The sequence below is a fragment of the Gordonia aichiensis NBRC 108223 genome (assembly GCF_000332975.1).
Taxonomy (GTDB): Bacteria; Actinomycetota; Actinomycetes; order Mycobacteriales; family Mycobacteriaceae; genus Gordonia; species Gordonia aichiensis.
This window is the reverse complement of the sequence record NZ_BANR01000004.1, coordinates 456297-479618: the sequence shown is the minus strand read 5'-3', so window position 1 is coordinate 479618 and position 23322 is coordinate 456297. Positions and strand designations below refer to the sequence as shown.

The following is a 23322-nucleotide window of genomic DNA, read 5'->3' as shown; positions in this document are numbered from 1 at the left end:
GACGTCTGCCACCAAGTCCACCCGCTGCCGCTGACGTCCGCACGCGTAGCGCGCTACTCGTTGTCGTCGACCCATCCGGACCCGGACCCCGGGGATACCCGCCCACGACACGGAACGACCCCCGCACCACCCGTCGTGGACGGGCACATCGACCGGACCGGTCGGGTGCGGGGGTCGGGTGACCATCTGGTATTCGCCAACGGCGAAAGTGCCTAAGTCACAGGCGGTCCGCCGTCAGCGGATGGCCACCTCACGTGTCCGTATGTCATACAACTTCAGACCACCTCCTTTCTCGTGTACGAACGAAAGTACGCTCGCACACCATGGTGCGCAACGGATTTTTCGCGCCGGCGCCAACCGCTGTGCGCTCGGGACACTATCCGAGGGCGTCCAGCGGGGTCAGATCTACAAGGTGTGCGTCGAGCGCTCCATACGCATCCGCGGGCAACTGGTGCGTCACCACGACAACCGTGCGATCGGGCCCGAACATGCCTGCGTCGGTGGCGAGCATGTGTCGGAGCAACTGTTCGGAGTCGTCGGCGTCGAGATGCTCGGTGGGTTCGTCGAGCAGCACGATCGGCGCGCGGTGCACCAGTGCGCGGGCGAGGAGCAGTCGCCTGCGCTGCCCTCCGCTCATCGCCTCGGCTCCGCCGGTCAGGACGGTGTCGAGCCCGTCGGGCAGACCGGCCATCCAGTCGCCGAGACCGACAGCGACCAACGCCTCGCGCATCTCGTCGTCGGTGACATCGCCGCGCGCCACTCGCAGATTCTCACCGAGAGTCGTCGAGAAGATGTGCGCTTCCTCGGCGAAATAGCATGCCGCAGAACGTAGCGGAACCGGTGCTCCGTCTGTGTCCGATGCCGTCACACCGCCGTCGCGTGGTTCGAGCAGCCCGGCCAGCGTCAGGAGCAGCGTCGACTTTCCGATGCCGCTCGGTCCGACGACGGCCACTCGCGATCCTGCGGGGAGCACCGTGGACAGGCCCGTGGCTGGGCCGAGGATCGGCGGTGTGTCATCGGCCGTGGCGGGCCAGCCCCACCTGAGGTGATCGAGCCGCAGCGTCACCGGTCCCGAGTGGATCGGCGCGTCGATTCCGTCGGCAGCATCCGGGGTGGCGTCGGCAGAATCCACGGCGCCGTTGGCGCGCGCACCGTCGACGAGCGCCATGACCCGCGCTGCGCTTTGGCGACTGCGTTCCAACTGGATACCCGCCTCGGTGAGCGGGGCGGTCGACTCGAATGCCGAGAGGGGCAACAGGATCAGCACGCCGAGGATCATCGGAGTCAGTCCGTGCCCGCTCGCGATGTCGGCGAGCGACCCCGACGTCGACGACGCGAGATGGATTCCGATCACGCAGGCGGCCAGCAACGACACACCGAGCGCGAGTGGCGTGGCTGCCGCCGCCACAGATTGCACGCGCACACCACGATCGGCCGCGGCGATGGCATCCCGGTCCGCTGAGCGGGCGTCGGCCAACACCGCGTCGCGCCGACGTCCGACGATGAGTTCAGGTGCGTGCCACAGTGCTGTGGCCGCAGTCTCTGCGGATCGCGTGGTCGCCGCTGCGCTGTCGGCGATGGCACGCGCCGATCCGCGGGCCGCGAGCCACGGCGCGACACCACCGCTGACGATGAGCGCCACTGCCAAGACCACTGCAGCCCAACCGGATACGAACGCCATGATGATCACCGCGGCGACCGAGGTGGTGAATCCGACGCCGATCGGGATCAGTCCACGAATCAGCGCGTTGCCGAGTTCATCGATATCGTCGCCGGTGCGGGTGAGTAGATCCCCTCGGCGCAAGGTGACCGAGTACGCGGGTGACCCCGTGGCCAACGCGAGGTACAGCCGCTCCCGCGCGGTCGCCATGCCACCGAGCGCGAGGTCGTGCGTCGCCAGTCGCTCCAGGTAGCGGAACACACCGCGCGAGATCCCCAACGCGCGTACGGCGGTGATCGCGACCGACAGGTACAGGACGGGCGGCATCTGCCAGGCCCGCGTGATGAGCCATGCCGACAACGCTGCCAGTCCCAATGCGGCAAGCGCCCCCGCAATTCCGAGAAGCAGCGACCGCGCGACCGGCTTCCACCTCAGCCCGAGGAAGCCGAGAGCGCGCACGAGTGGATCGTCGCGCCAGTTGTTCGAGGTGTCAGCCAACGCCAACCACCTCCGGGAACTCGACGATGCGGTCGGCGTAGGCCCGCGCCACCGGACGGTGAGCGACGAGGACAACTGTGTCACCTGCCGACGCACGCTTTGCGATCGCGGCCAGGACGGAGGCCTCCGACGCGGCGTCGAGGTGGGCGGTCGGTTCGTCGAGCAACAGCAGCGGTGCAGGCGAGGCCAGTGCACGCGTCAATGCCAGCCGTTGTCGTTGGCCTGCCGACACACCCACCCCTCCCGCGCCGAGTTCGGTGTCGAGGCCGTTGGGCATCGAATCCAGCACCGCGTCGAATCCGGTGGCAGCCGCCGCCGTCGCAAACGCCGACGGCGGCAGCGGCCCGAACAGCGCGAGATTCTCGGCGACAGTGCCCGGGACGATGACCGGTTGCTGCGGCAGCCAGATCACCTGCTCGTGGTAGGCGGTCGGTTCGAGTTCGGCAACCGGAATCGAGCCGACCAGCACCGACCCGTCGTCGGGTGCGATGAGCCCGAGGATCGCGGCGACCGCCGTCGATTTTCCTGCGCCATTCGGACCGGTGAAGAGGGTCAGGCGCCCAGGCTCCACCGTGGTTGTCAGGGCATAGGGCGCCCACCCGTCACGCCCGTGCACGCCGACGTCGAGTAGCCGGATCGGCTCACCGGCAACTGTGCAGGTACGCGTGCGCCGGGAGGCCGTTGCCATCGTGGAGTCACCCGACTCGATCAGCTCCATCACCTCGCCCGCTGCGGCGACGCCGTCGGCCGAGTTGTGGAACTGGGCACCGACCTGACGCAGCGGCAGATACGCTTCGGGCGCGAGAATGAGCGCGAACACACCGGCATAGAGACTCATGTCGCCGAACACGAGACGCAGGCCGATGCCCACGGCGACAAGAGCGACACAGAGCGTTGCGAGGAACTCCAGCACACCGCCCGAGAGAAAAGCCACGCGCAGTCCGGACATGGTGCTGCGCTTGTGTTCTGCGCCCAGTTCGGCCACCCGCCGCGCAGGAGCCTCGGCGCGGTTGAGCGCACGCAACGTCGGCAGACCGGTGATCAGATCGAGTACCTGTGAATTCAGCGTGCTCATCGTCGTGAGCTTGCGCTCGGTGCGTTCGCGGGTCATCAGTCCGATCAGGATCATGAACAGCGGGATGAGCGGCAGAGTGACGATGATGATCAGCGCCGACGGCCAATCGGCGAGTCCTATCACGATGACGACGGTCGGGGTCACCAGCACCGTCACGATCAGGGCGGGGACGTATCCCGACAGATAGGGGCCGAGTGCGTCGAGTCCGCGTAACAACACTGTCGAGGCATGCTCCCTGCGACGCAACAACTCCCGCGTCGGCGTGCGGTCCGGATCGGTCAGCACGGTGAGTGCTCGCGCACGCAGTTCCGCGATGGTCGACGCCGACGCCCGGTGCGCGTAGCGGTCGTGCGCGTAGGACATCAGCACGCGTACCGCCAATGCACAGACGAGGATCCACAGATGCGACGACTGCGCCGACATCGACCGCCGTGCCGGATCGACGACGATCTCTGACAGGATCGACGCTGCCATCGCCGCGGCCACGATCATCGCGACGGTGGTGATCGCCGACGACATCGCCGTCACCGCAACGTATCTGCGCGTCGTCGGCGAGTATTTGAGAAGCCGGGGGTCGAGCGGTGGGCGACCGCGACGCGCAGTGCCCGCTGCCGCCTGTGGGCCGCCCCGACCATCGGCCGGGGCGCCCACAGGATCTATTGCCACGCCTTCAGCGACGACAAGCCGATCGACTCGGGGATCTGGTCGACGGACAGCCGCTTGCGGAACACCCAGTACGTCCAGGCCTGGTAGGCGATGACGATCGGCGTGACGATGACCGCGGCGATGGTCATCACCGTGAGCGTGTAGTCGCTCGACGACGTGTTCTCGACCGTCAGGTTCCACGCCGCATTCGTCGTCGATGGGAGCACGTTCGGGAACAGGCACGCGAACAGCGACGCGACCGTACCCGCGATCGCGATCGCGTTGGCGGTGAACGCGATGCCCTCACGCTCGGCCTGGGTGGCGATGACCATGACCACAGCCGAGATCGCCGCGATCAGCACCGGAATCCAGGTCCACCCGTTGCCGTAGGCGAACTGGGTCCAGAGCAGGAAGACTGCAGCGACGACAAGCGTCGGGATGGCCAGCATCTTGGCGTACTTCTTCGAATCCTCTTCCAGCACACCACCGGTCTTGATACTCAGGAAGATGGCCCCGTGCGTGAGGAACACCAGCAGCGTCGTGAGCCCACCCAGCAGCCCGTAGGGGTTGAGCAGGTTGAAGAACCCGCCGGTGTACTGGTGCCGCTCATCGATCGGAAGCCCACGAACGACATTGGCGAACGCGACACCCCAGAGGATCGCGGGAATCCATGACCCGAGCCCGATACCGAAGTCGCACCACTGACGCCACTTGGGATTGTTGATCTTGCCGCGCCATTCGATCGATACGACGCGCGCGATCAGGCCGACAAGGATGAGGAACAGCGGCAGGTACAGCGCTGAGAACATCGTCGCGTACCACCCGCCGAATGCCGCGAACAACGCACCGCCGGCTGTCAGGAGCCACACCTCGTTGCCGTCCCAGACGGGCCCGATGGTGTTGAGCAGCACCCGACGTCGCTTGTCGTTGTCGGCGGCGTCGTCCTTCGCCGACACCTTGCTGTCGCCACCGGTGTGGCTTCGGCCGAGGAACGGCATCAGCATGCCGACACCGAAGTCGAAACCTTCGAGCACGAAGTACCCGACGAACAGGATCGCGACGATGATGAACCAGAGATTTCCGAGCATGTCTCTTACTCCTCAGTACGCGAACGACAGTTGCTTGGGGCCGTCGGCATCGGAGTCGGAGACGTCCTCATCGACGATCGGCGGAACATCGTCATGCGGACCGGGACCCTCGATGATGTACCGACGCTGCAGCAGGAACCACACGACGCCCAGCGCACCGTAGAGAACGGTGAAGCCGATCAGCGTGACCCACAGGATCGGTGGCGTGTGATTGGAGACGCCGTTCTGCACCAGCATGTGGATGCGGGTGGGGTCGAGGTTGTCGGCCCAGTTGGGCACGACCACCCAGGGCTGACGTCCCATCTCGGTGAAGATCCAGCCGGACGCATTGGCCAGGAACGGCGTCGGGATCATCCAGAGCGCGAGCAGACCGAACTTACGCGACGAGATCACCTTGTTCTTGCGCGTCAACCACAACCCGCCGAGCGCGACGATCACCGAACCGAGCGCCCAGGTGATCATCGCCCGGAAGCCCCAGTAGGTGACGAACAGGTTGGGCGCAAAATTCTGCCCGGGTTCCACACCCGGCGTCCCGGCGAGTCTCTGCGTGTACTCCTCCTGTAATTGGTTGACGCCCTTGACCTCGCTGTCGAAGCGGTGATCGGCGAGGAATGACAGCATGCGCGGGATCGTGATGACGTGCTCGATGTTGTCGCAGTTGTTCTGTCGCCCGACTGCCAGTACCGAGAACCCGGCAGGCTGCTCGGTGTCGCACAACGACTCGGCGGCGGCCATCTTCATCGGCTGCTGTTTGAACATCAGTTGTGCCTGCATGTCACCGGTGATGATGACGAGCACACCGGCGACGATCGCGAACCAACACGCGAACCTGGTGACAGGCCGCCACATCCGACGCGCGTCGCGCTCGAGATCCGCCGGGGTGGCGTCGATCTGACTGGGCGATGTCGTCTTCGGCATGTCGGAGGCGTCGCCGGTCTCGATGGCAGCACTGAGCTTCTTCGCCCGAATCATGTTGCGCGTCATCCACCAGGCGCCGATCGCGGCGACGAAAGTGGCTGCGGTGAGCCACGATCCGGCTATGACATGCGGAAAAGCGACCAGGGTCGTGTTATTGGTGATGACCGCCCAGAAATTGTTCATCGCAGGACGCTCACGCACATCACTCCACGCGACCCCCACCGGGTGCTGCATGAAGCTGTTCGCCGCGATGATGAAGTAGGCGGACGCCGTCACACCGATCGCGACCAACCAGATGGTCGCGAGATGCACACGCCGCGGCAGCCTCGTCCACCCGAAGATCCACAGGCCGAGGAACGTCGACTCGAGGAAGAAGGCGATCAATCCCTCGAGCGCCAACGGTGCACCGAAGACGTCGGCAACATAACGGCTGTATTCACTCCAGTTCATCCCGAACTGGAATTCCTGCACGATGCCGGTCGCCACACCGAGTGCGAAGTTGATGAGGAAGAGTTTTCCGAAGAATTTGGTGGCACGCAGCCACTGCTCATTCCCCGTCCTGTGCCACACCGTCTGCATGATCGCGACCATCGGCGCGAGGCCGATCGTCAACGGGACGAGAATGAAGTGATAGACAGTCGTGATCCCGAACTGCCATCGTGACAAATCCAGAGCGTTCATCGCGTCTCGAATCTCATAGCCGCGCCCCCGGGCTGGGAGACGCGTCCTGGTACGAAAGCACGAGCGTGCTACGACAATGCGTAGTAGCCCGTTGTCGACGACGCTACGCTGGGCCGATCGTGGGGACAAGCAGCCAAAGGTCCCGTCGTCGGGATGAAGTTATGAGCTGTGTCTCAGAATCGCGTCGGTCTCCGAGGGGACGAAGTCACCGACCTGCTCATTCTGAGTCATCGCCTATCGCACGGTCCACCAAATCGGTGAACTGGTCAGTATTCGACGCCACGGGCGTCGCATATCTGTTGAGTGAGGTGACCCGCGCAGCCAAGGTGACGCTACTCACGAGCCAAAACGAATCGGCGGCGATCAGATCAGCCGTTCGCAGAATCCGCGTCTCCGTGCCCCACCCCTCCTTTTCCGCCAATTCGAAGGTGGCGCGCGCGGTGGTTCCGGGGAGAATTCCCGCCTCGATAGGAGGCGTGACCAAGGTCTTGTCGTACACCGCGACGACCGTCGAGCGCGGACCCTCGAGGACTGCGCCCTCGGCACTGAGATAGATGACATCGTCGAAACCCTGCGCAGTCGCGTGCCGCAACGCCGCCATGTTGGTTGCGTAGCTGAGCGTCTTGGCACCGAGCAGTTGCCAGGGCGAACTCGCCGCCGCGTCGATCGAGTACCCACGATCAAGCGTGACCACCGAGACACCGTCACGACGAACCGCGGTCACCCGGTCAGCGACCGGGCCGACCGTCAGATAGGCGGTGGGAGGGCCGTCTCCTGCCGCACTCTCGCGACCGCGCGAATACACCAGCCGCAGCATGCCCTCGGCACCGCGCGGCGCGTCAGCGGCCCACTGCTCGGCCGCGACGTCGATCGCCTCGCGCCACGCGTCGACGTCGGGCTCGGGGAGTTCGAGCATCGCCGCGCTGCGCGTGAGGCGCTCAAGGTGCAGGTCGACGCACCGGGCGCGTCCGCCGCGTACGAGCAGGGTCTCGAAGATTCCGTCGCCGCGCACCGCGGCGAGGTCGTCGGCGTGGAGAAACGGTTCGTCGGGCTCGTGGCGCTCACCGTCGAGGGTCATCAGGATCGAGTGCGACATAGTCCACGAGGCTAGTGCGTCGACTGCGTAGAATCGGTGAGGTGGCGCCCTCCCCGATCTTGACCAGGTACTCCACGAAGGGCGCGGTCGCCGACCCGCACTCTCCCACAGATGAGTCGTCGACGACGCTCGCGTGGCACTACGGCGATCCGCTCGGCGAACAGCGGGCCGCGGTGCGCGGCGCCGTCGTCGTCGACCGCTCCGATCGCGCTGTGATCGAGGTACCCGGCTCCGAACGACTGAGCTGGCTGCACAACATCAGCAGCCAGCACGTCAGTCACCTACCCGACCGACGCAGCGCCGAATCTCTCTCGCTGGACATGAACGGTCGCGTCGAAGACCACTTCGTCGTCACCGATGTCGATGAGGTGATGTGGATCGACACAGAAGGCCATCGCGGAGCACCCCTCCTCGACTTCTTCACCAAGATGGTCTTCTGGGCCGACGTCGCCCCCGCGGCACGGCCGGACATGAGGGTTCTGACACTGATCGGCCCGGACGTGCTGACGGGTCCGATCACCGAGTTGCTCGAAATCGACCCCGATGCACTGCCCTACACCGCCGGCGATCTCCCCGAAGTCCATCACGAGGAGGAGCCCCTCGGTTTCTGGCGCATCATGCCGCCGCTCTCCGAGGGCCCGCACGCAACCGGGGCCCTGCCCGTCGTCGACCTCGTCGTGCCTGAATCGCAACTGGTGGGCTGGTGGGACACCGTGATCGACGCAGGCGCACGCGCCGCCGGGAGCTGGGCTCTCGACGCACTCCGCGTGGCAGGTATGCGTCCCCGCCTCGGCGTGGACACCGACGAGCGCACGATCCCCCACGAGGTGAACTGGATCGGTGGGCCCGGGGAGTACGGCGCCGTACACCTCGACAAGGGCTGCTACCGCGGGCAGGAGACGGTGGCCCGCGTCCACAATCTCGGCAAGGCGCCTCGACGACTCGTCCTGCTGCATCTCGATGGGAGCGCCGACGACAAACCCGATACCGGTGCCGTCGTCACCGCGGGCGGCCGGAACGTCGGGCGGGTCGGGACCGTCGTCGACCACTTCGAGCTCGGGCCGATCGCGCTCGCACTGGTCAAGAGCAGCATAGGTCCCGAGGTAGAGCTCGAGGTCGGAGATCGGATGCCCGCCCGCATCGACCCCGACTCCATCCGGGCCGACGACCGGGTGCAGGCCGGACGCGCGGCGATCGACAAGCTGCGCGGCCGGTGAGCGTCTCGACATCCGGGCAGCCGCAGGAGTTGCTCGGGCGAGTGCTCGCGGTCTGTGTCGCCGAACACGACGTCGAGCTCGACTCGATCGGGGCCAGCGCGATCGACAAGCGGCCGCAATCCGGCAGGGTGACGGTCGGCGACCTCGGCCTCGTCACCGATCACGTCTGCGATACGAAACACCACGGGGGACTCGACCAGGCCGTCTACGCATACGACCACGCCGAAGCACACCACTGGGCTTCCTCGCTCGGACGTGAGCTTCCTTACGGCTGGTTCGGCGAGAACCTCCGGGTCACCGGCCTACCCGTGACCGACGCGCTGGTCGGCGAGCAGTGGGCTGTCGGAGACGACGGTCTGCTACTGGAAACCACCATTCCGCGCACCCCGTGCCGCACCTTCGCGGCGTGGGCCGATGAGCCCCGATGGATCAAGCGCTTCCTCGACCGCGCTGATGTCGGCACCTACCTGCGGGTTCTACACCCGGGAACCGTCGGTGCAGGCGATGAGATCCGAGTGGTCTCTCGCCCGCAGCACAGCGTGCGTGTGCGGCACCTGATCACCGGTACCGACGCCGAGTCACTGCGCGAGCTCCTCTCCGACGACCAGCTGGCCCCGAAGGTCCGACGCGAGGCAACCAAGAAACTGGCCCGCGCCTAGAGGGTGTGGCATCCGGCTCCCGCAACTCACCGCGGGCGGCGTCGGCGTGGCAAGGCAGGGCAATCCACAGAATCCGTTCGGGCGCGCTAGACTGGTTGGCACGACAGATTCACTACCTAGAGAACGGGGCCGCCACTAGTTTGGCCGCCCCGTCATTGTGCGAGGGGGTCCCATATGGGCCGCGGCCGGGCGAAAGCAAAGCAGACGAAGGTTGCTCGTCAGCTCAAGTACTCCACTCCCCACACCGATTTCGACAGCTTGCAGCGCGAGTTGTCGGGGTCGGGCGATTCGGCAGATCGTCCGGATCCTGTGGATGAGTGGGCCGAAGAGGAGGAGTGGAAGCGCGCCTGACGCGTATCTCCTCCTGCGGTAACCCGCACGACCTTCACGTCGGTGATGCGCTCGGCAGTCCCGAGCGCATCACCGACGATGTTTACACTCGGACATTCTGGCCCAGAATGGCACTTACCGCTCCGGTGTGATGTTCCATTGCGGAGCGATGTTCAGGCCGCAGAGTCCGGCCCCAGCACGGGATGGACCGGACGTTCGCTCAGAAGCGCGGATGCTCGCCGACGACCGTCACCTTGGGGACCTCGTGACTCTTCGGCTCCGGTGAGCGCTTGATCGCGCCGAGTACCCAGTTGTCGACGTGGCGCGCGGTGAGCACCGCGAGCGCACGGTCGGTGTCCTCGGGCGCCACGATCGCAACCATTCCGACCCCCATGTTGAACGTGCGCTCCATCTCCGCCTGCTCGACCCGACCACGCTGGGCGATCAGAGCGAAAATCGGTGCGGGAGTCCATGTTCCGCGTTCGAGTTCGGCGACCAGTCCGTCCGGGATGACGCGTGCGAGGTTCTCGGCGAGTCCACCGCCGGTGATGTGGGCAAAAATCCGCACGTCGGTCTCGGCAGCGAGCGCAAGGCAATCCCGCGCGTAGATCCGGGTCGGCTCGAGCAACTCCTCGCCGAGTGTGCGACCGAACTCCTCGACGTGACCACCGAGGTCCATGTGCCCCCACTCGAGGAGCACCTTGCGCGCGAGCGAGTAACCGTTGGAGTGCAGTCCCGACGAACCCATTGCGATCACGACGTCGCCGGCGCGCACCCGTTCGGGCGAGAGCAGTTCGTCTGCCTCGACGACCCCCACCGCAGTCGCCGACAGGTCGTAATGGTCGGGCAGCATGAGTCCTGGATGCTCTGCCGTCTCACCGCCGAGCAGCGCACATCCTGCGGCCACGCAACCGTCTGCGATACCCGCCACGATCTCGGCGACGACCTCAGGAATCACCTTGCCGATCGCGATGTAGTCCTGCAGGAAGAGTGGCTCCGCCCCGCAGACGACGAGGTCGTCGACGCACATGGCGACGAGGTCCTGACCGACGGTGTCGTGCTTGCCGACCGCCTGCGCGACAGCCAGTTTGGTTCCGACGCCGTCACTCGACGCCGCGAGGACCGGCTCACGGTAATTCCCCTTCAGCGCGAACAGGCCGGCGAAGCCGCCCAACCCGCCCATGACCTCGGGCCGGGTGGCACGCTTGGCGTGTGGGGCGAACAGTTCGACGGCCCGCTCACCTGCGTCGATGTCGACACCAGCAGCCGCATACGACGCTCCGGTATCCGTCGGCGTCGAGTCGCCCGTACTCGGTTCGTTGGCTACCGAATCCTTCTCGGACATGTAGGCGCGCACCCCTGTTCGCAATCGCTGATGGTCGGGTCACACGCTACCGGAGAGCGTGCGGGCAGTCGCCACAGGCGGTGGTTCACTACCCGGTCGACGGTCAGGGGCGCAGGACTGCGTTGGCGTTGTCGTTCGGCACGGTCAACGGGTCGATTCGGCTGTCGCCTGCGGCACTGGCGAGCATCTGCTCGAGCACCGCCTTCCCCATCGACGTCTCCTCGGGCAGTTCGATCGGGTAGTCACCGTCGAAGCAGGCAGCGCACAACGACGACGCAGGCTGCTCGGTGGCGGCGATCATCTCGTCGATGCTGATGTAGCCGAGAGAATCGGCGCCGATGGCCTGCCGCACGCCCTCGACCATGTGCTCCTCGGATTCCATACCGTTGGCGATCAGCTCGGCGGGCGACGCGAAGTCGATCCCGTAGAAGCAGGGCCAACGGACGGGGCTCGAGGCGATGCGCACGTGGATCTCGGCGGCGCCTGCCTCGCGCAGCATCCTGATCAGTGCGCGCTGGGTGTTGCCCCGGACGATCGAGTCGTCGACGACGATGAGCCGCTTACCGCGGATCACCTCTTTGAGAGGGTTGAGTTTGAGTCGGATGCCGAGCTGCCGGATCGTCTGCGAGGGCTGGATGAACGTCCGCCCCACGTATGCGTTCTTCATCAGACCCTGGCCGTAGGGGATGCCCGATTCCTGCGCGTACCCGACCGCTGCGGGTGTGCCCGACTCGGGAACCGGGATCACCAGGTCGCCGTCGGCGGGGAACTCCCGTGCCAGACGTCGACCGATCTCCACTCGGGTCGAGTGCACCGACCGACCGTGGATCACGCTGTCCGGGCGGGCGAGGTAGACGTACTCGAAGACGCAACCACGCGGCGTCGGCTCGGCGAACCGGGAACTGCGCACGCCGTCGGCGTCGATCGCCAGCAGCTCACCGGGTTCGATGTCGCGGACGAATGACGCGCCGACGATGTCGAGCGCGGCGGTCTCGGATGCGACGACCCACCCTCTGTCGAGCCTGCCGAGTGACAGCGGGCGCACACCGTGCGGATCGCGCGCCGCGTACAGGGTGTGCTCGTCCATGAAGGTCAGGCAGAACGCGCCGCGCAACGTCGGAAGGAGTTCCATCGCGGCTTGCTCGATGCTGCTGTCGGCAGCACCGTGCGCCAGCAGTGCACCGACGATGTCGGAGTCCGACGTCGCCGATCCGCTGGCAATACCCAGCTCACGTGCACGACTGGCGAGGTCGGCGGTATTGACCAGATTTCCGTTGTGTCCCAGCGCAACTCCGCTACCGGCGTCGGTCGTACGGAAGATCGGTTGGGAATTCTCCCAGGTGGTCGATCCTGTCGTCGAGTACCGGCAGTGCCCGATCGCGACGTGACCGACCATCGCACCGAGCGTCTGCTCGTCGAAGACCTGACTGACCAGGCCGAGATCCTTGAAGACAAGGACCTGCGAGCCGTCACCCACCGCGATACCCGCGGCCTCCTGGCCGCGATGCTGCAGTGCGTAGAGGCCGTAGTAGCTCAGCTTGGCGACGTCCTCGCCGGGAGCCCACACACCGAAGACACCGCACTCCTCGCGCGGCTCGTTCTCCGGTTCGTCGATCGCTTCCCGTGCGGGACAGGCGTGCTGGGTAGGAGCCAGCAGGTTGGTGCTTGTGATCGAAAGATCCGGCATACGACGAGCTCCCTGTGCTGGACGTGGCGGCGCGGGCCTGGTCTCGGTAACCCGAGCTTACGTGCCGGTAGGCCCACTTTTCCAATCGTGCAGCGGCGTGGCACCTGCGGATATTCCGCGTGTGAGCCAGCGCACCGAGCGTCGGTCGAACATCGGAGGCATCGCCCCCGCTCGGTCAGACACGGACGAGCGGCATCCAGGTGGCCACCTCGCCTGCCCTGCTGCCCGACGACGAGACCTCCCCCTGTGCGACGAGATCGTCGAATTCGGCGTCGCCGACAGCGAGGAGCAACCACGAGCGCGGGTCGGTTTCGACCACATTCGGCGGGGTGCCGCGGGTGTGCCGTGGCCCCTCGATGCACTGCACCGCGACGAAGGGCGGAACTCTCACCTCTACAGAGTTACCGGGCGCGATGTCCTCGAGGGTCCGGGCCGTCAGCCGTACCGCTGCGGCGAGCTCGGCTCTGGCAGGTGCGGGAAGGGAGTCGTCGCGCAGCCAGGGCGCGACCGCGAGGACCGCTGCGCGGGCGGCTGCGGGATCGATCGGTTTTCGCGCGGGCATCACGTCATGATGCACCTGTGCGGTGAGCGCGATCGCGATGCCCTCGGTGTGCATCCCGTTCACGACAATGAACCCCGATGCGCGCACCCGACCCCGTCGGTTCGGGCACCATTGACCCCATGGGAACCGACGTGCCCGATCAGAAGTTCACCGGCGCCGACCGCGTCCGTTTCCGACGCCAGGTGTCGCGTGGCACGGAGGCGATCGCACGCATGCTCGCCGACGGAGTGTTCACCGATCACGGCGCGCCGCCCCAACCGCTGCTGGGCATGGAGGTCGAGCTCAATCTCGTCGACGCCGCGATGAATCCGGCGATGGCCAACGCCGCGGTCCTCGATGCGATCGCCGACCCCGACTACCAAACCGAACTCGGCCAGTTCAACATCGAGATCAATGTGTCTCCCCGGCCGTTCACCACCGACGACACCATCTCACTCGAGCAGGCATTGCGCACCTCACTCAATCGTGCCGAGAAGAAGGCCGCGGCGGCCGACAGCCATCTTGTGATGATCGGTATGCTACCCACCCTGCGCACCGAACACTTTGCGCATCATTGGATTTCGGCCAACCCACGGTATGACCTACTGAACCGGCAGATCTTCGACGCCCGCGGTGAGGACATCGAACTCGACATCACCGGGGTCCCGCTCGACGAACACCACGACGCCGAACACCTCTCCACCGCAACGGATTCAATCCTTCCCGAGGCGGCCTGCACGTCACTGCAGTTGCATCTGAGGGTGGCCCCCGAAGACTTCGCTTCGCATTGGAATGCCGCGCAAGCGATCTCCGGCGTGCAGGTGGCAGTGGCAGGGAATGCGCCATTCCTCGCCGACACCGCGCTGTGGCACGAGAGCCGCATCCCCGTCTTCGAGCAGGCGACCGACACCCGCCCGCTCGAGCTGAAGAATCAGGGCGTGCGTCCGCGTGTCTGGTTCGGTGAACGCTGGATCAACACCATCTTCGATCTCTTCGACGAGAACACCCGATACTTTCCGGCGCTGCTGCCCGTCTCATCCGACGAGGATCCGCTCGCGACGCTCGACGCCGGCGGAATCCCGACGCTCGACGAACTGCGTCTCCACAACGGGACCGTCTATCGCTGGAACCGTCCCGTCTACGACGTCGTCGACGGCCAGGCCCACCTGCGGGTCGAGAACAGGGTGCTGCCCGCGGGGCCAACCGTCGTCGACACCATGGCCAATGCGGCGTTCTACTACGGGGTCGTACGCGGGCTGGTCGAGCAGGATCTACCGCTGTGGTCACAGATGTCGTTCGACGCCGCTGCCGAGAATCTCCACGCGGGCGCACGGTCGGGCTTCGACAGTCAGCTCTACTGGCCGGGTGTCGGATGGATACGTCCGGACGAACTCACGCTTCGACGCCTCCTGCCGCTGGCCGAGTCCGGGCTCCGCTCGTTCGGCGTCTCCGACAAGGCGCGCTCGCGGTATCTTTCCGTGATCGAGGGACGCTGCATCACCCGACAGTCGGGTTCGGTATGGCAGCGTCATGCGGTGGCCGCGCGGGAGTCCGCAGGCGAGAGTCGCGACGCCGCACTGCACGGCATGCTCGCCGACTACGTCGCCCTGATGCACGAGGGTGAACCCGTGCACACCTGGCCCCTGTGATGATCGCCGGTACGCCGGGGCGCCGCCGAGGTCCGGCGGGAATCGGCGGACGACGTGACGTCACGGGGCGGGCACGACACGATGAGCAGCTCCCGCCACCAGCCCACGCCCTGTGACGAGCGGCAGGTCGAGCGCGGTTGCGAGGCCCGCGGGAGCAGCGACGACAGCTGGTACGGCATTGACCAGGCGCATCGCCGTCACGATCATGCCCGAGACATTGTGATCCCCGTGCTCGCCGTGATGGCTGAACTCGACCTGCATATGTGGTTCACCGGAAACGACGATGCGATACGAGCCGTCACCCTCGGCGGGTTTCGGCCACTGCGGACACTGATCGGGATGCGTGCGGGTCACGTGCTCGAGCACGATCCTGTCGACGCCGTCGACCTGACCCGCGACCTCGAACCGCAGCGCGGCCATCGTGCCCTTCGGCACGTCGACCGACACCGTCGAGTAGTCACGATCGGCGGCGACCCGTTCGACGCGCTCGACGAGCGGTTCGTCGAGTGTGATGCCCAGTCCGGCCGCGAGCTGCCGTACGACGCTCCCCCACGCCATGCCGAGGACACCGGGCGTCAGCAACACCGGCGTGTAGTCCAGGGGTTGGCCGAATCCGAACAGGTCGCGCATGACCACCGGCTGGTAGTAGGTGGAGTAATCGGCGATCTCCATGCACCGCACCTCGTCGATGCGCTGCGCGAGACTCGTCATCGACAGCGGCAGGACGTCGTTGGCGAATCCCGGATCGATGCCGTTCACGTGCAGTGTCGCCCCACCGCTGTGAGCCGCCGCCTCGATCTGGTCGATCATCGACGCAGGCAGGATGCCGTGTGGGAACTGCAGCACCACCGGACCGCTCGACACCACGTTGACCCCCGCCTCGAGGAACCGCGTCAGGTCGCCGATCGACTCCACGACACGATCGTCGGTCATCGCGGTGTGCACTATGCAGTCGGGGGCCAACGCCAGCAGTTCGTCGACGTCCGACGTCGCCGCGACTCCGAGATCGCGACCGAGCCCTGCCAGTTCCCCGGCGTCCCGGCCGACCTTCGCCGGGTCGGACACCCACACGCCGACCAGTTCCAGATCGGGATGGGCGTCGATCCCGGCGATGGCATGCCTACCGACGGTTCCGGTCGACCACTCGATCACTCGCAGACTCATGCCACCAAACTAGAACACGTTCCACATCGGTGGGACAGGTTCTGGCCAATGGCCTTTCGGGCGTAGTGTCGGCACCGATGCCGAGCTCCGAGAACCCCGCCGCATCTCCTCCCCCGATCGCGGTCACACACGCTGGACGTCGAACCCTGCTCAAATGGCACCGAGCCCGACGGCGCCCGTCGGACACCCCGTTCACCGCGTCGCGCATCGTCGAGGCATTGCGAGTCGGCGCGAGCGTCGAGGTCGATCTGCTGATCCATGCCGACCGCGGCTTCGCGATGCTGCATGATCGCGACATCACGCACGCCACCACCGGACGCGGTGACATCGCGCAGGCCTCGGCGTCGTATCTACGCGGGCTGCGGTTGCGTGACGCCACCGGAACCCCGACCGACGAGAATGTTGTCCTCCTCGAAGACCTCGCGACACTGCTCGACGACGTGGACGTAGCCTCGCATGCGATGCTGCAACTGGACTTCAAGGAGGACGCCGCAGCACTCGACGAGGCAGCCGTCGACGTGTTCGCCCAGGCCGTCGCACCGTTCGCCGACAACGCGATCCTCTCGTGCGGCGACGCCGACGCGGTGAGGGTTCTCTGCGACGCTGCGCCGGGTATCCACGTCGGCTACGACCCCTGCCACCGAGGCGCGGCCCGTCGTGCCCTGCGCTCGGAGGATTTCCGGGGCTTCGTCTTCACCGCGTGCCGTGACTCGCCGCGCGCCGAGATGATCTATCTCGACCACGGCCTCGTTCTCGGCGCCGCGGAGCTCGGCGCGGATGTGATCGCGGCGTTCCATGCGATGGGGCGCCGGGTCGATGTCTACACCCTTCCGCACGCTGACAACTCATCCGTGGCGCGCCTTGTGCGCCTGGTCGAGCGCGGTGCCGATCAGATCACCACCGACGACCCGGATGGATTCGTGCAGGAGTGGTACGGCCGGGGGTGATGTGCCGACACGACACCGGTGTCACACCCGCAGTGCGTCGAACGGGGCGACCGGGATGTTCCGGATCACGATCCACACACCCACCGCGACCAGTGCTACGAACGGAGCGAAACGCAGATGTTGCCAGCTCCGCACCCGTCGGCCCCGCCACAGGCCGACACAGTAGGCAACAAACGCCCAGCCGAGCAAGACGAGAGCGACGACACCGAGTGCGTTGTAGCGCAGCGCCTCTCCGAGGTTGCCGTGCATCAGCCAGTACACAGCACGCAGCGAACCGCAACCGGGGCAATCGATGCCAAGCAGTGCCTTGGTCGGACACACCGGCAGCGGTCCACCAGGGGTCGTCGGATCGCCGAACCAGATCGCGCCTGCGCAGCCCGCGGCGGCCGCGACGACCAGTGTCGGTCCGGCGACGCGATGATGCGAGATCGCGCTCACCGTCCCGAGCACGACACGCTCGATCCGTGCAGGGAGTCTCTCCCGGCTGGGAACCGGATGCAGGTCCGCTGCGGTGTCGTCGGCCATCGGATTCGACGAAGTCAGTACGTCGACGTCGACGGGATGCTGGAGACGAGCACGATCGCGAAGATGACGTAGATGACGATGCCCACGACGATGCTGGCCGCGCCGGCAATGGCACCCCACATCGCCCACTTCTTCGCGTCGTCGGCAGCCTGTTGCGCACCTGCGTAATCGCCCGCGGCCCAGAGTCCGTTCACCGACGTCGACTTGACGATGGACACGATGCCCAGCGGCAGGCAGCAGAGCACCGTGCACAGAATGGCCCACACCAAATTGTTGTCGGGAGGCGTGTTGCCGTAGCCATACTGGGGTTGCCCATACGACTGGCCACCATATTGGGGCTGGCCGTACTGGGGTTGCCCGTACTGGGCTTGGCCGTATTGGGGTTGCCCGTAGGGATCGCCACCGTACTGCGGCTGCTCGCCGCCATAAGGGGCCTGGCCGTATCCGCCGTCCTTCCGCATCGGATCGCCCTGCGGGTCGTACGGGTTGGTCATCGGGATTCCTCTCGAGTTCGGTCGAGTGGAGCGTAGCGGAACCAGCAGACGACGGCCCGACACGGGCCGTTTTCCATTCGATGACCCGACGGCGAACGGGAAGATCATCCGACGCAGGCCCCGATCGACCTCTCAGCCCATCCGGTCCTAGTGGTAGCGGCCGGACTGCGGGTATCCGGGCTGGGGATATCCGGGCTGGGGATATCCGGGCTGGGCCAGACCGGGCGCCGCGCAGTAGGCGGCGGTCGACGGCACGAGGGCCAGGATGATCGCTGCCACGGGGAACACGAGACTGATGAGACTCACCAACAGGGGCGCGTGAAACGTGCTCGAGGTGTTCACCGAGTATGTGGCGGAGAAGAACACCGCGCTGATCAGAGTATCGGCGATCCCCATCAGGATCGTGAGTGCACAGCCCGCGACGATCAACCACCGCCCGATCGCCCTGCGACGCAGCAGTTGCACTCCACCGGTCGCGAGCAGACCTGTGGAGGCGATCACGACGAGGAGGTCGACCACCGCCCACACGAGGAGGCCAGTCGTCATGTGGCTCCCCACACCGACGAGTGCGATCACCGACACCGCGATTCCCACCAGACCGACAAACGTCCCGAGAAGTGCAAGTACCGAGGCCACGATCGCCGTCGCGCCGGACGTCGACGTGGGGACCCGCGGCACCCCGTATCCGGCGAACGGCTGCCCGTACTGGGGTTGGCCGTACCGGAATTGGCCGTACTGGGGTTGGCCGTACTGGGGTTGGCCGTACGGGGGTTGGCCGTACTGGGGTTGATCGAACGGCGGCGGTCCGCCCAACGGGTCGGTGGGATTCGACATGTCGTCTTCTCAGCTCACCCGAACAGTTTCGGCAGTGTGCCCTCGTGCACGGCACGCAGTTCGTCGAGCGTGACCTCGAACTGGTCTTGCACGGTCACGGAGTCCGATCCCTGATCGACGACGCCGATACGCGTCCACGGCATCTGCCGGGCGGTGAGCATCGAGGTGAACCGCGACTCCTCTGTGCGCGGCACAGCAACCAGCACGCGGCCCGACGATTCGGAGAACAACCACACGAACGGGTCGGCGTCCTCGGGAAGCAGGATGCGACAGCCGGTTTCGCCCGCCAGCGCTGATTCGACGACGGCCTGGATCAGCCCGCCCTCGCTGAGATCATGCGCAGCCGAGACCAAGCCGTCGCGTGACGCCGCGGTCAGGATGTCGGCCAACAGTTTTTCGTGATCGAGGTCGACCTGCGGCGGCACACCGCCGAGATGGTCGTAGGCGACCTCCGCCCAGATGGAGCCGTCGAACTCGTCCCGCGTCTCACCGAGCAGGATGAGCGTTTCACCGGGCTCGGTCCCGAAGTCGGTCGGAAGCCGACGATGCACGTCGTCGATCACGCCGAGCACACCGACCACCGGGGTTGGCAGGATCGGCGTCGACCCGGTCTGGTTGTAGAAGCTCACGTTGCCGCCCGTGACCGGGATGCCGAGCTGTCTGCAACCATCGGCGAGTCCGTGAACGGCCTGTTGGAACTGCCACATCACCCCCGGGTCCTCGGGCGAACCGAAGTTGAGGCAGTTGGTCACCGCGCGCGGTGTCGCGCCCGATGCCGCAACGTTGCGATATGCCTCAGCCAACGCGAGTTGAGCGCCCCGATACGGATCGAGGAAGGTATAGCGCCCTGATGCGTCTGTGGCCAGAGCGATTCCGCGACCGGTCTTCTCGTCGATGCGGATCACACCGGAGTCGGCATGTTCTGCGAGCACGGTGTTGCCGCGCACGTAACGGTCGTACTGATCGGTGATGAACCTGCGGCTGCACAGTGCGGGGGACTCGAGCATGTCGAGCAACGTCTGACGCAGTTCGTCGGGGGTCGACGGGCGCTTGAGCGCCTCCGTCGTCGATTCGACCACACCGTCCTGCCACTCCGGTCGGGCGACGGGACGCTCGTATACCGGACCCTCGTGCGCCACGGTTCGCGGCGGGACGTCGACAACGGTCTCACCGTGCCACGTGATGACCAGGTTGTCACCATCGGTGACCTCGCCGATCACGGTGGCCAGCACGTCCCACTTACGGCACACGGCGAGGAAGGCGTCGACGTTCTCCGGGGTGACGACCGCGCACATGCGCTCCTGCGACTCGCTCGAGAGCACCTCGGCGGGGGTCATGCCCTCGGCGCGCATCGGCACCTTCTCGAGTTCGATTCTCATGCCGCCGTCGCCGGCCGATGCCAATTCCGATGTCGCACAGGAGAGTCCGGCGCCGCCGAGATCCTGGATGCCGACTACCAGCCCCGCGTGGTACAGCTCGAGGCAGCACTCGATGAGCACCTTCTCGGTGAACGGGTCGCCCACCTGGACGCTCGGCAGCTTCTTGCGGTTGGGACCGGACTCGCCGGTGTCGTCGAAGGTCTCCGACGCCAGCACCGACACACCGCCGATTCCGTCGAGTCCGGTGCGGGCACCGAACAGGATGATCTTGTTACCGGCACCCGATGCGAAAGCCAGCTGCAGGTCCTCGGTGCGTAGCGCACCCGCACACAGGGCGTTGACCAGGGGGTTTCCGGCGTAGCTCGAATCGAAGACCGTCTCGCCGCCGATGTTCGGGAGTCCGAGTGAATTGCCGTAGCCACCGACGCCACGGACTACACCATCGAGCACTCGCCGTGTGTCGGGTGCATCGGCCCGGCCGAAGCGCAGCTGGTCCATGACCGCGATCGGGCGTGCGCCCATCGCCATGATGTCGCGGACGATGCCGCCGACGCCGGTCGCAGCACCCTGATAGGGCTCGACGTAGCTCGGGTGGTTGTGTGATTCGACCTTGAACGTCACCGCCCAGCCGTCCCCGATGTCGACAACGCCCGCGTTCTCACCGATGCCTGCGAGCATTCCTGCGCGCATCTCCTCGGTGGTGGTCTCACCGAAGTAGCGCAGATGCACCTTCGACGACTTGTAGCTGCAGTGCTCCGACCACATCACCGAGTACATGGCCAGCTCGGAATCGGTTGGTCTCCGACCCAGGATCTGCTTGATGCGCTCGTACTCGTCGTCCTTGAGTCCGAGTTCTTTGTAGGGCTGGGGCTGATCGGGGCTGTCGGCTGCCCGCTCGGTTGAATCCACAGACACGGTCTCCACGGGATCGCTCACCTGCCAGATTCTACCGTCCGGCACCCATCGGCCTCGGACTGTGTCGACCCGGACCCGATCGCACGATGCAACGACTACGGTGATTGATCTACGCGAAGCGGTTCAATCGGACTTCCGCGAAGCGGTTCAATCGGAGTTAGTGGGGGGATGATGACCGACGTCCGCAAGGCGAGGCAGCTCTTCGAACTCGGGGTGCTCTCGCTGGGCATCCCGGTGGAGGGCACCGACCCCGTCGACGACGCAGCACAGGCCGCCAAGGCATTCAGGCGCGCCAGCGAATGGGATGCGAGCATGGCCGACGCCTGGCTCGGCCGCCTGGTCTGCGGCGAGTCGTCGAACGAGGTCCTCCTCGCCCTGTTCCGACACCGCGATCGCATCGGCGCGGAACAACGCAGGCTCGGCATCGTTCCACGGACCCTCGTCGGGCGTTGGTACACCGGCATGTTCCTCGACTATCCGCTGTCCGACGCGGTCGAGGCCACCGCCGCGTATGCCGCAACGCTGATCGCGGGCGATGACTTCACGGGGGCCCGCGACGCACTCGACGCCATCGAAGCCCCGCACCGGACGCCGATCGTGACGTTCATCGAGGCCGTACTCTACTTCCGGACCGGGCGATGGCCGGATGTGTTGTCGACGCTGGCCCGCTCCGAGCATTGGCACGATCCGCACATGAGCACGGTCGGCGACTATCTGACCGGCACCGCGTGCGCCCAGCTCGGCATGAGCGCCGAGGCTGTGCGACGCCTCGAACGCGCCATGACCAGCGCCATTCCGGCGTGTGCAAGTCGCGCGACGTACACCTATGGCCTGGTTCTGCGGGGCGAGGGCAAGGAAGCGCAGGCCACCTCCATGCTCGAACAGGCCTTCGCGGCCGATCCCTCCCTCGTGGCGGCCGCCGAAGCACTCCGATCACCGTCGATGCGGCTCACCGTCACCACCGTCGACGACATCGCAGCGCGGACAGACCCGTGGGACCCGGCGTCCGTGCCGCAGACTCCGCCGACGCTCGCATCGGCGACCGACACCGACGACCAGTCACACGCTGCGGAGAGCCTCGTGGCCGCGGCACAGGCAGAACTCGACGACCAGATCGGCTTGACGTCTGTCAAGGAACAGGTCGCCAAGCTCAGGTCGGCAGCAACGCTGGCGAGGCTGCGCGCCGACCGCGGGCTGACCACGTCGGCGCGCAGCTTGCATCTGGCGTTCACCGGGCCACCAGGGACCGGCAAGACCACCGTGGCGCGGGTGATCGCGAAGATGTACTGCGGTCTGGGATTCATCAAGTCCGACAAGGTCATCGAGGCAACCCGACGCGACATGGTCGGCGAACACCTCGGCAGCACCGCCATCAAGACGTCGACCCTGATCGACTCGGCCATGGATGGTGTTCTGTTCATCGACGAGGCGTATACCCTTGTCCAGCAGGGACTCTCGGGTGGTGATGCGTTTGGCCGCGAAGCCGTCGACACCCTGCTGGCACGAATGGAGGACAACCGCGACCGGCTCGTCGTGATCATCGCAGGCTACGACGCCGAGATCGACCGCTTCCTCGCATCCAACGACGGCCTGGCCTCCCGGTTCGCTCGTCGCATCCGGTTCGACTCCTACACGCCAGACGAGCTGGCCCGCATCGGCGAATACCTTGCACGACGCCGTGATTCGACGCTGACGCCCGAAGCAGTGGCCGCGATCGAGCAGGCCTGTACTCCGCTCTACCATGACGTGCGCGAGACCGGACAGGGTATCCACCGAGGCATCGACCTCGCGGGCAACGGCCGATTCGTGCGGAACATCATCGAATCCGCAGAAGAAGAGCGTGAATATCGGCTATCCGCAGGCGATCTGAGCTCACTCTCGCAGGAAGATCTGATGAGGATCGAGGCACGCGACGTACGCACCGCCATCACGAACCTGATGTCGGGATTGGCGCGGTGACGTGATCCGCTTCTGA

At 66.1% G+C, this 23322-nt stretch carries 19 protein-coding genes; 6 read left to right on the top strand and 13 right to left on the bottom strand.

The window, feature by feature from the left end; genetic code table 11:
• Positions 1–376: 376 nt before the first annotated feature.
• The 5 genes from cydC to GOACH_RS06825 form a co-directional block, all read right to left on the bottom strand.
• On the bottom strand, positions 377–2158 hold the full coding sequence (gene cydC, locus GOACH_RS06845) for a thiol reductant ABC exporter subunit CydC (protein ID WP_005172543.1): 1782 nt from the start codon (positions 2156–2158) through the stop codon (positions 377–379).
• Positions 2151–3884 (bottom strand): thiol reductant ABC exporter subunit CydD, encoded by a 1734-nt coding sequence (gene cydD, locus GOACH_RS06840; protein WP_083859028.1) that lies wholly within the window; start codon positions 3882–3884, stop codon positions 2151–2153. Before cydD ends, cydC begins: the two co-directional genes overlap by 8 nt.
• Positions 3885–3889: 5 nt before the next feature.
• Entirely contained in the window at positions 3890–4966 is a 1077-nt protein-coding gene (cydB, locus tag GOACH_RS06835) for a cytochrome d ubiquinol oxidase subunit II (protein WP_005172538.1), read from the bottom strand.
• A 12-nt stretch (positions 4967–4978) separates the two neighbouring features.
• Entirely contained in the window at positions 4979–6565 is a 1587-nt protein-coding gene (locus GOACH_RS06830; RefSeq protein WP_005172535.1) for a cytochrome ubiquinol oxidase subunit I, read from the bottom strand.
• A gap of 217 nt (positions 6566–6782) precedes the next feature.
• Positions 6783–7661 (bottom strand): aminodeoxychorismate lyase, encoded by an 879-nt coding sequence (locus tag GOACH_RS06825; protein WP_005172532.1) that lies wholly within the window; start codon positions 7659–7661, stop codon positions 6783–6785.
• A 41-nt stretch (positions 7662–7702) separates the two neighbouring features.
• Here GOACH_RS06825 and ygfZ point away from each other — a divergent pair, with 41 nt between their 5' ends.
• From ygfZ to GOACH_RS23290, 3 genes are all read left to right on the top strand, one after another.
• Complete coding sequence (gene ygfZ, locus GOACH_RS06820) at positions 7703–8878, top strand: CAF17-like 4Fe-4S cluster assembly/insertion protein YgfZ (RefSeq protein ID WP_040517831.1); 1176 nt, start codon at positions 7703–7705, stop codon at positions 8876–8878.
• Positions 8875–9537 (top strand): MOSC domain-containing protein, encoded by a 663-nt coding sequence (locus GOACH_RS06815; protein WP_040517829.1) that lies wholly within the window; start codon positions 8875–8877, stop codon positions 9535–9537. Before ygfZ ends, GOACH_RS06815 begins: the two co-directional genes overlap by 4 nt.
• A 174-nt stretch (positions 9538–9711) precedes the next feature.
• A complete protein-coding gene (locus GOACH_RS23290) occupies positions 9712–9888 on the top strand; it encodes a DUF3073 domain-containing protein (RefSeq protein WP_005172522.1) in 177 nt (58 codons plus the stop codon).
• Positions 9889–10087: 199 nt separating this feature from the next.
• Here the strand turns inward: GOACH_RS23290 and purM are convergent, their stop codons facing one another.
• The 3 genes from purM to GOACH_RS06800 all read right to left on the bottom strand — a co-directional run bounded on the left by purM (position 10088) and on the right by GOACH_RS06800 (position 13461).
• Positions 10088–11212, bottom strand: a complete 1125-nt coding sequence (gene purM / locus GOACH_RS06810) for a phosphoribosylformylglycinamidine cyclo-ligase (RefSeq protein ID WP_040517975.1) — start codon at positions 11210–11212, stop codon at positions 10088–10090.
• Positions 11213–11315: 103 nt separating this feature from the next.
• On the bottom strand, positions 11316–12899 hold the full coding sequence (gene purF / locus GOACH_RS06805) for an amidophosphoribosyltransferase (RefSeq protein ID WP_005172518.1): 1584 nt from the start codon (positions 12897–12899) through the stop codon (positions 11316–11318).
• A gap of 175 nt (positions 12900–13074) precedes the next feature.
• On the bottom strand, positions 13075–13461 hold the full coding sequence (locus GOACH_RS06800; protein ID WP_040517974.1) for a sterol carrier family protein: 387 nt from the start codon (positions 13459–13461) through the stop codon (positions 13075–13077).
• A gap of 119 nt (positions 13462–13580) precedes the next feature.
• Here GOACH_RS06800 and GOACH_RS06795 point away from each other — a divergent pair, with 119 nt between their 5' ends.
• Complete coding sequence (locus GOACH_RS06795) at positions 13581–15089, top strand: glutamate--cysteine ligase family protein (protein ID WP_040517973.1); 1509 nt, start codon at positions 13581–13583, stop codon at positions 15087–15089.
• 60 nt (positions 15090–15149) lie between these two features.
• Here the strand turns inward: GOACH_RS06795 and GOACH_RS06790 are convergent, their stop codons facing one another.
• Positions 15150–16253 carry an NAD(P)H-dependent amine dehydrogenase family protein gene (locus GOACH_RS06790; protein ID WP_005172512.1) on the bottom strand — a complete coding sequence of 368 codons (1104 nt, stop codon included), beginning with the start codon at positions 16251–16253 and terminating at the stop codon, positions 15150–15152.
• Between the two features lie 77 nt (positions 16254–16330).
• Here GOACH_RS06790 and GOACH_RS06785 point away from each other — a divergent pair, with 77 nt between their 5' ends.
• Positions 16331–17200, top strand: a complete 870-nt coding sequence (locus GOACH_RS06785) for a glycerophosphodiester phosphodiesterase (RefSeq protein WP_005172509.1) — start codon at positions 16331–16333, stop codon at positions 17198–17200.
• Between the two features lie 21 nt (positions 17201–17221).
• On the opposite strand, the gene GOACH_RS06780 is transcribed toward GOACH_RS06785, so the two are convergent.
• From GOACH_RS06780 to purL, 4 genes are all read right to left on the bottom strand, one after another.
• Positions 17222–17725 carry a DUF2752 domain-containing protein gene (locus GOACH_RS06780; protein WP_005172506.1) on the bottom strand — a complete coding sequence of 168 codons (504 nt, stop codon included), beginning with the start codon at positions 17723–17725 and terminating at the stop codon, positions 17222–17224.
• Positions 17726–17739: 14 nt separating this feature from the next.
• Complete coding sequence (locus GOACH_RS06775) at positions 17740–18219, bottom strand: CD225/dispanin family protein (protein ID WP_005172504.1); 480 nt, start codon at positions 18217–18219, stop codon at positions 17740–17742.
• A gap of 147 nt (positions 18220–18366) precedes the next feature.
• Positions 18367–19053: a hypothetical protein gene (locus GOACH_RS23100; protein WP_005172501.1), complete on the bottom strand. Its 687-nt coding sequence runs from the start codon at positions 19051–19053 to the stop codon at positions 18367–18369.
• A gap of 14 nt (positions 19054–19067) precedes the next feature.
• Positions 19068–21356 (bottom strand): phosphoribosylformylglycinamidine synthase subunit PurL, encoded by a 2289-nt coding sequence (purL, locus tag GOACH_RS06765; protein ID WP_005172499.1) that lies wholly within the window; start codon positions 21354–21356, stop codon positions 19068–19070.
• Positions 21357–21518: 162 nt separating this feature from the next.
• Between purL and eccA the strand changes: the two genes are divergently transcribed.
• Positions 21519–23306, top strand: a complete 1788-nt coding sequence (gene eccA, locus GOACH_RS06760; RefSeq protein ID WP_040517965.1) for a type VII secretion AAA-ATPase EccA — start codon at positions 21519–21521, stop codon at positions 23304–23306.
• The last annotated feature ends 16 nt before the right edge of the window (positions 23307–23322 follow it).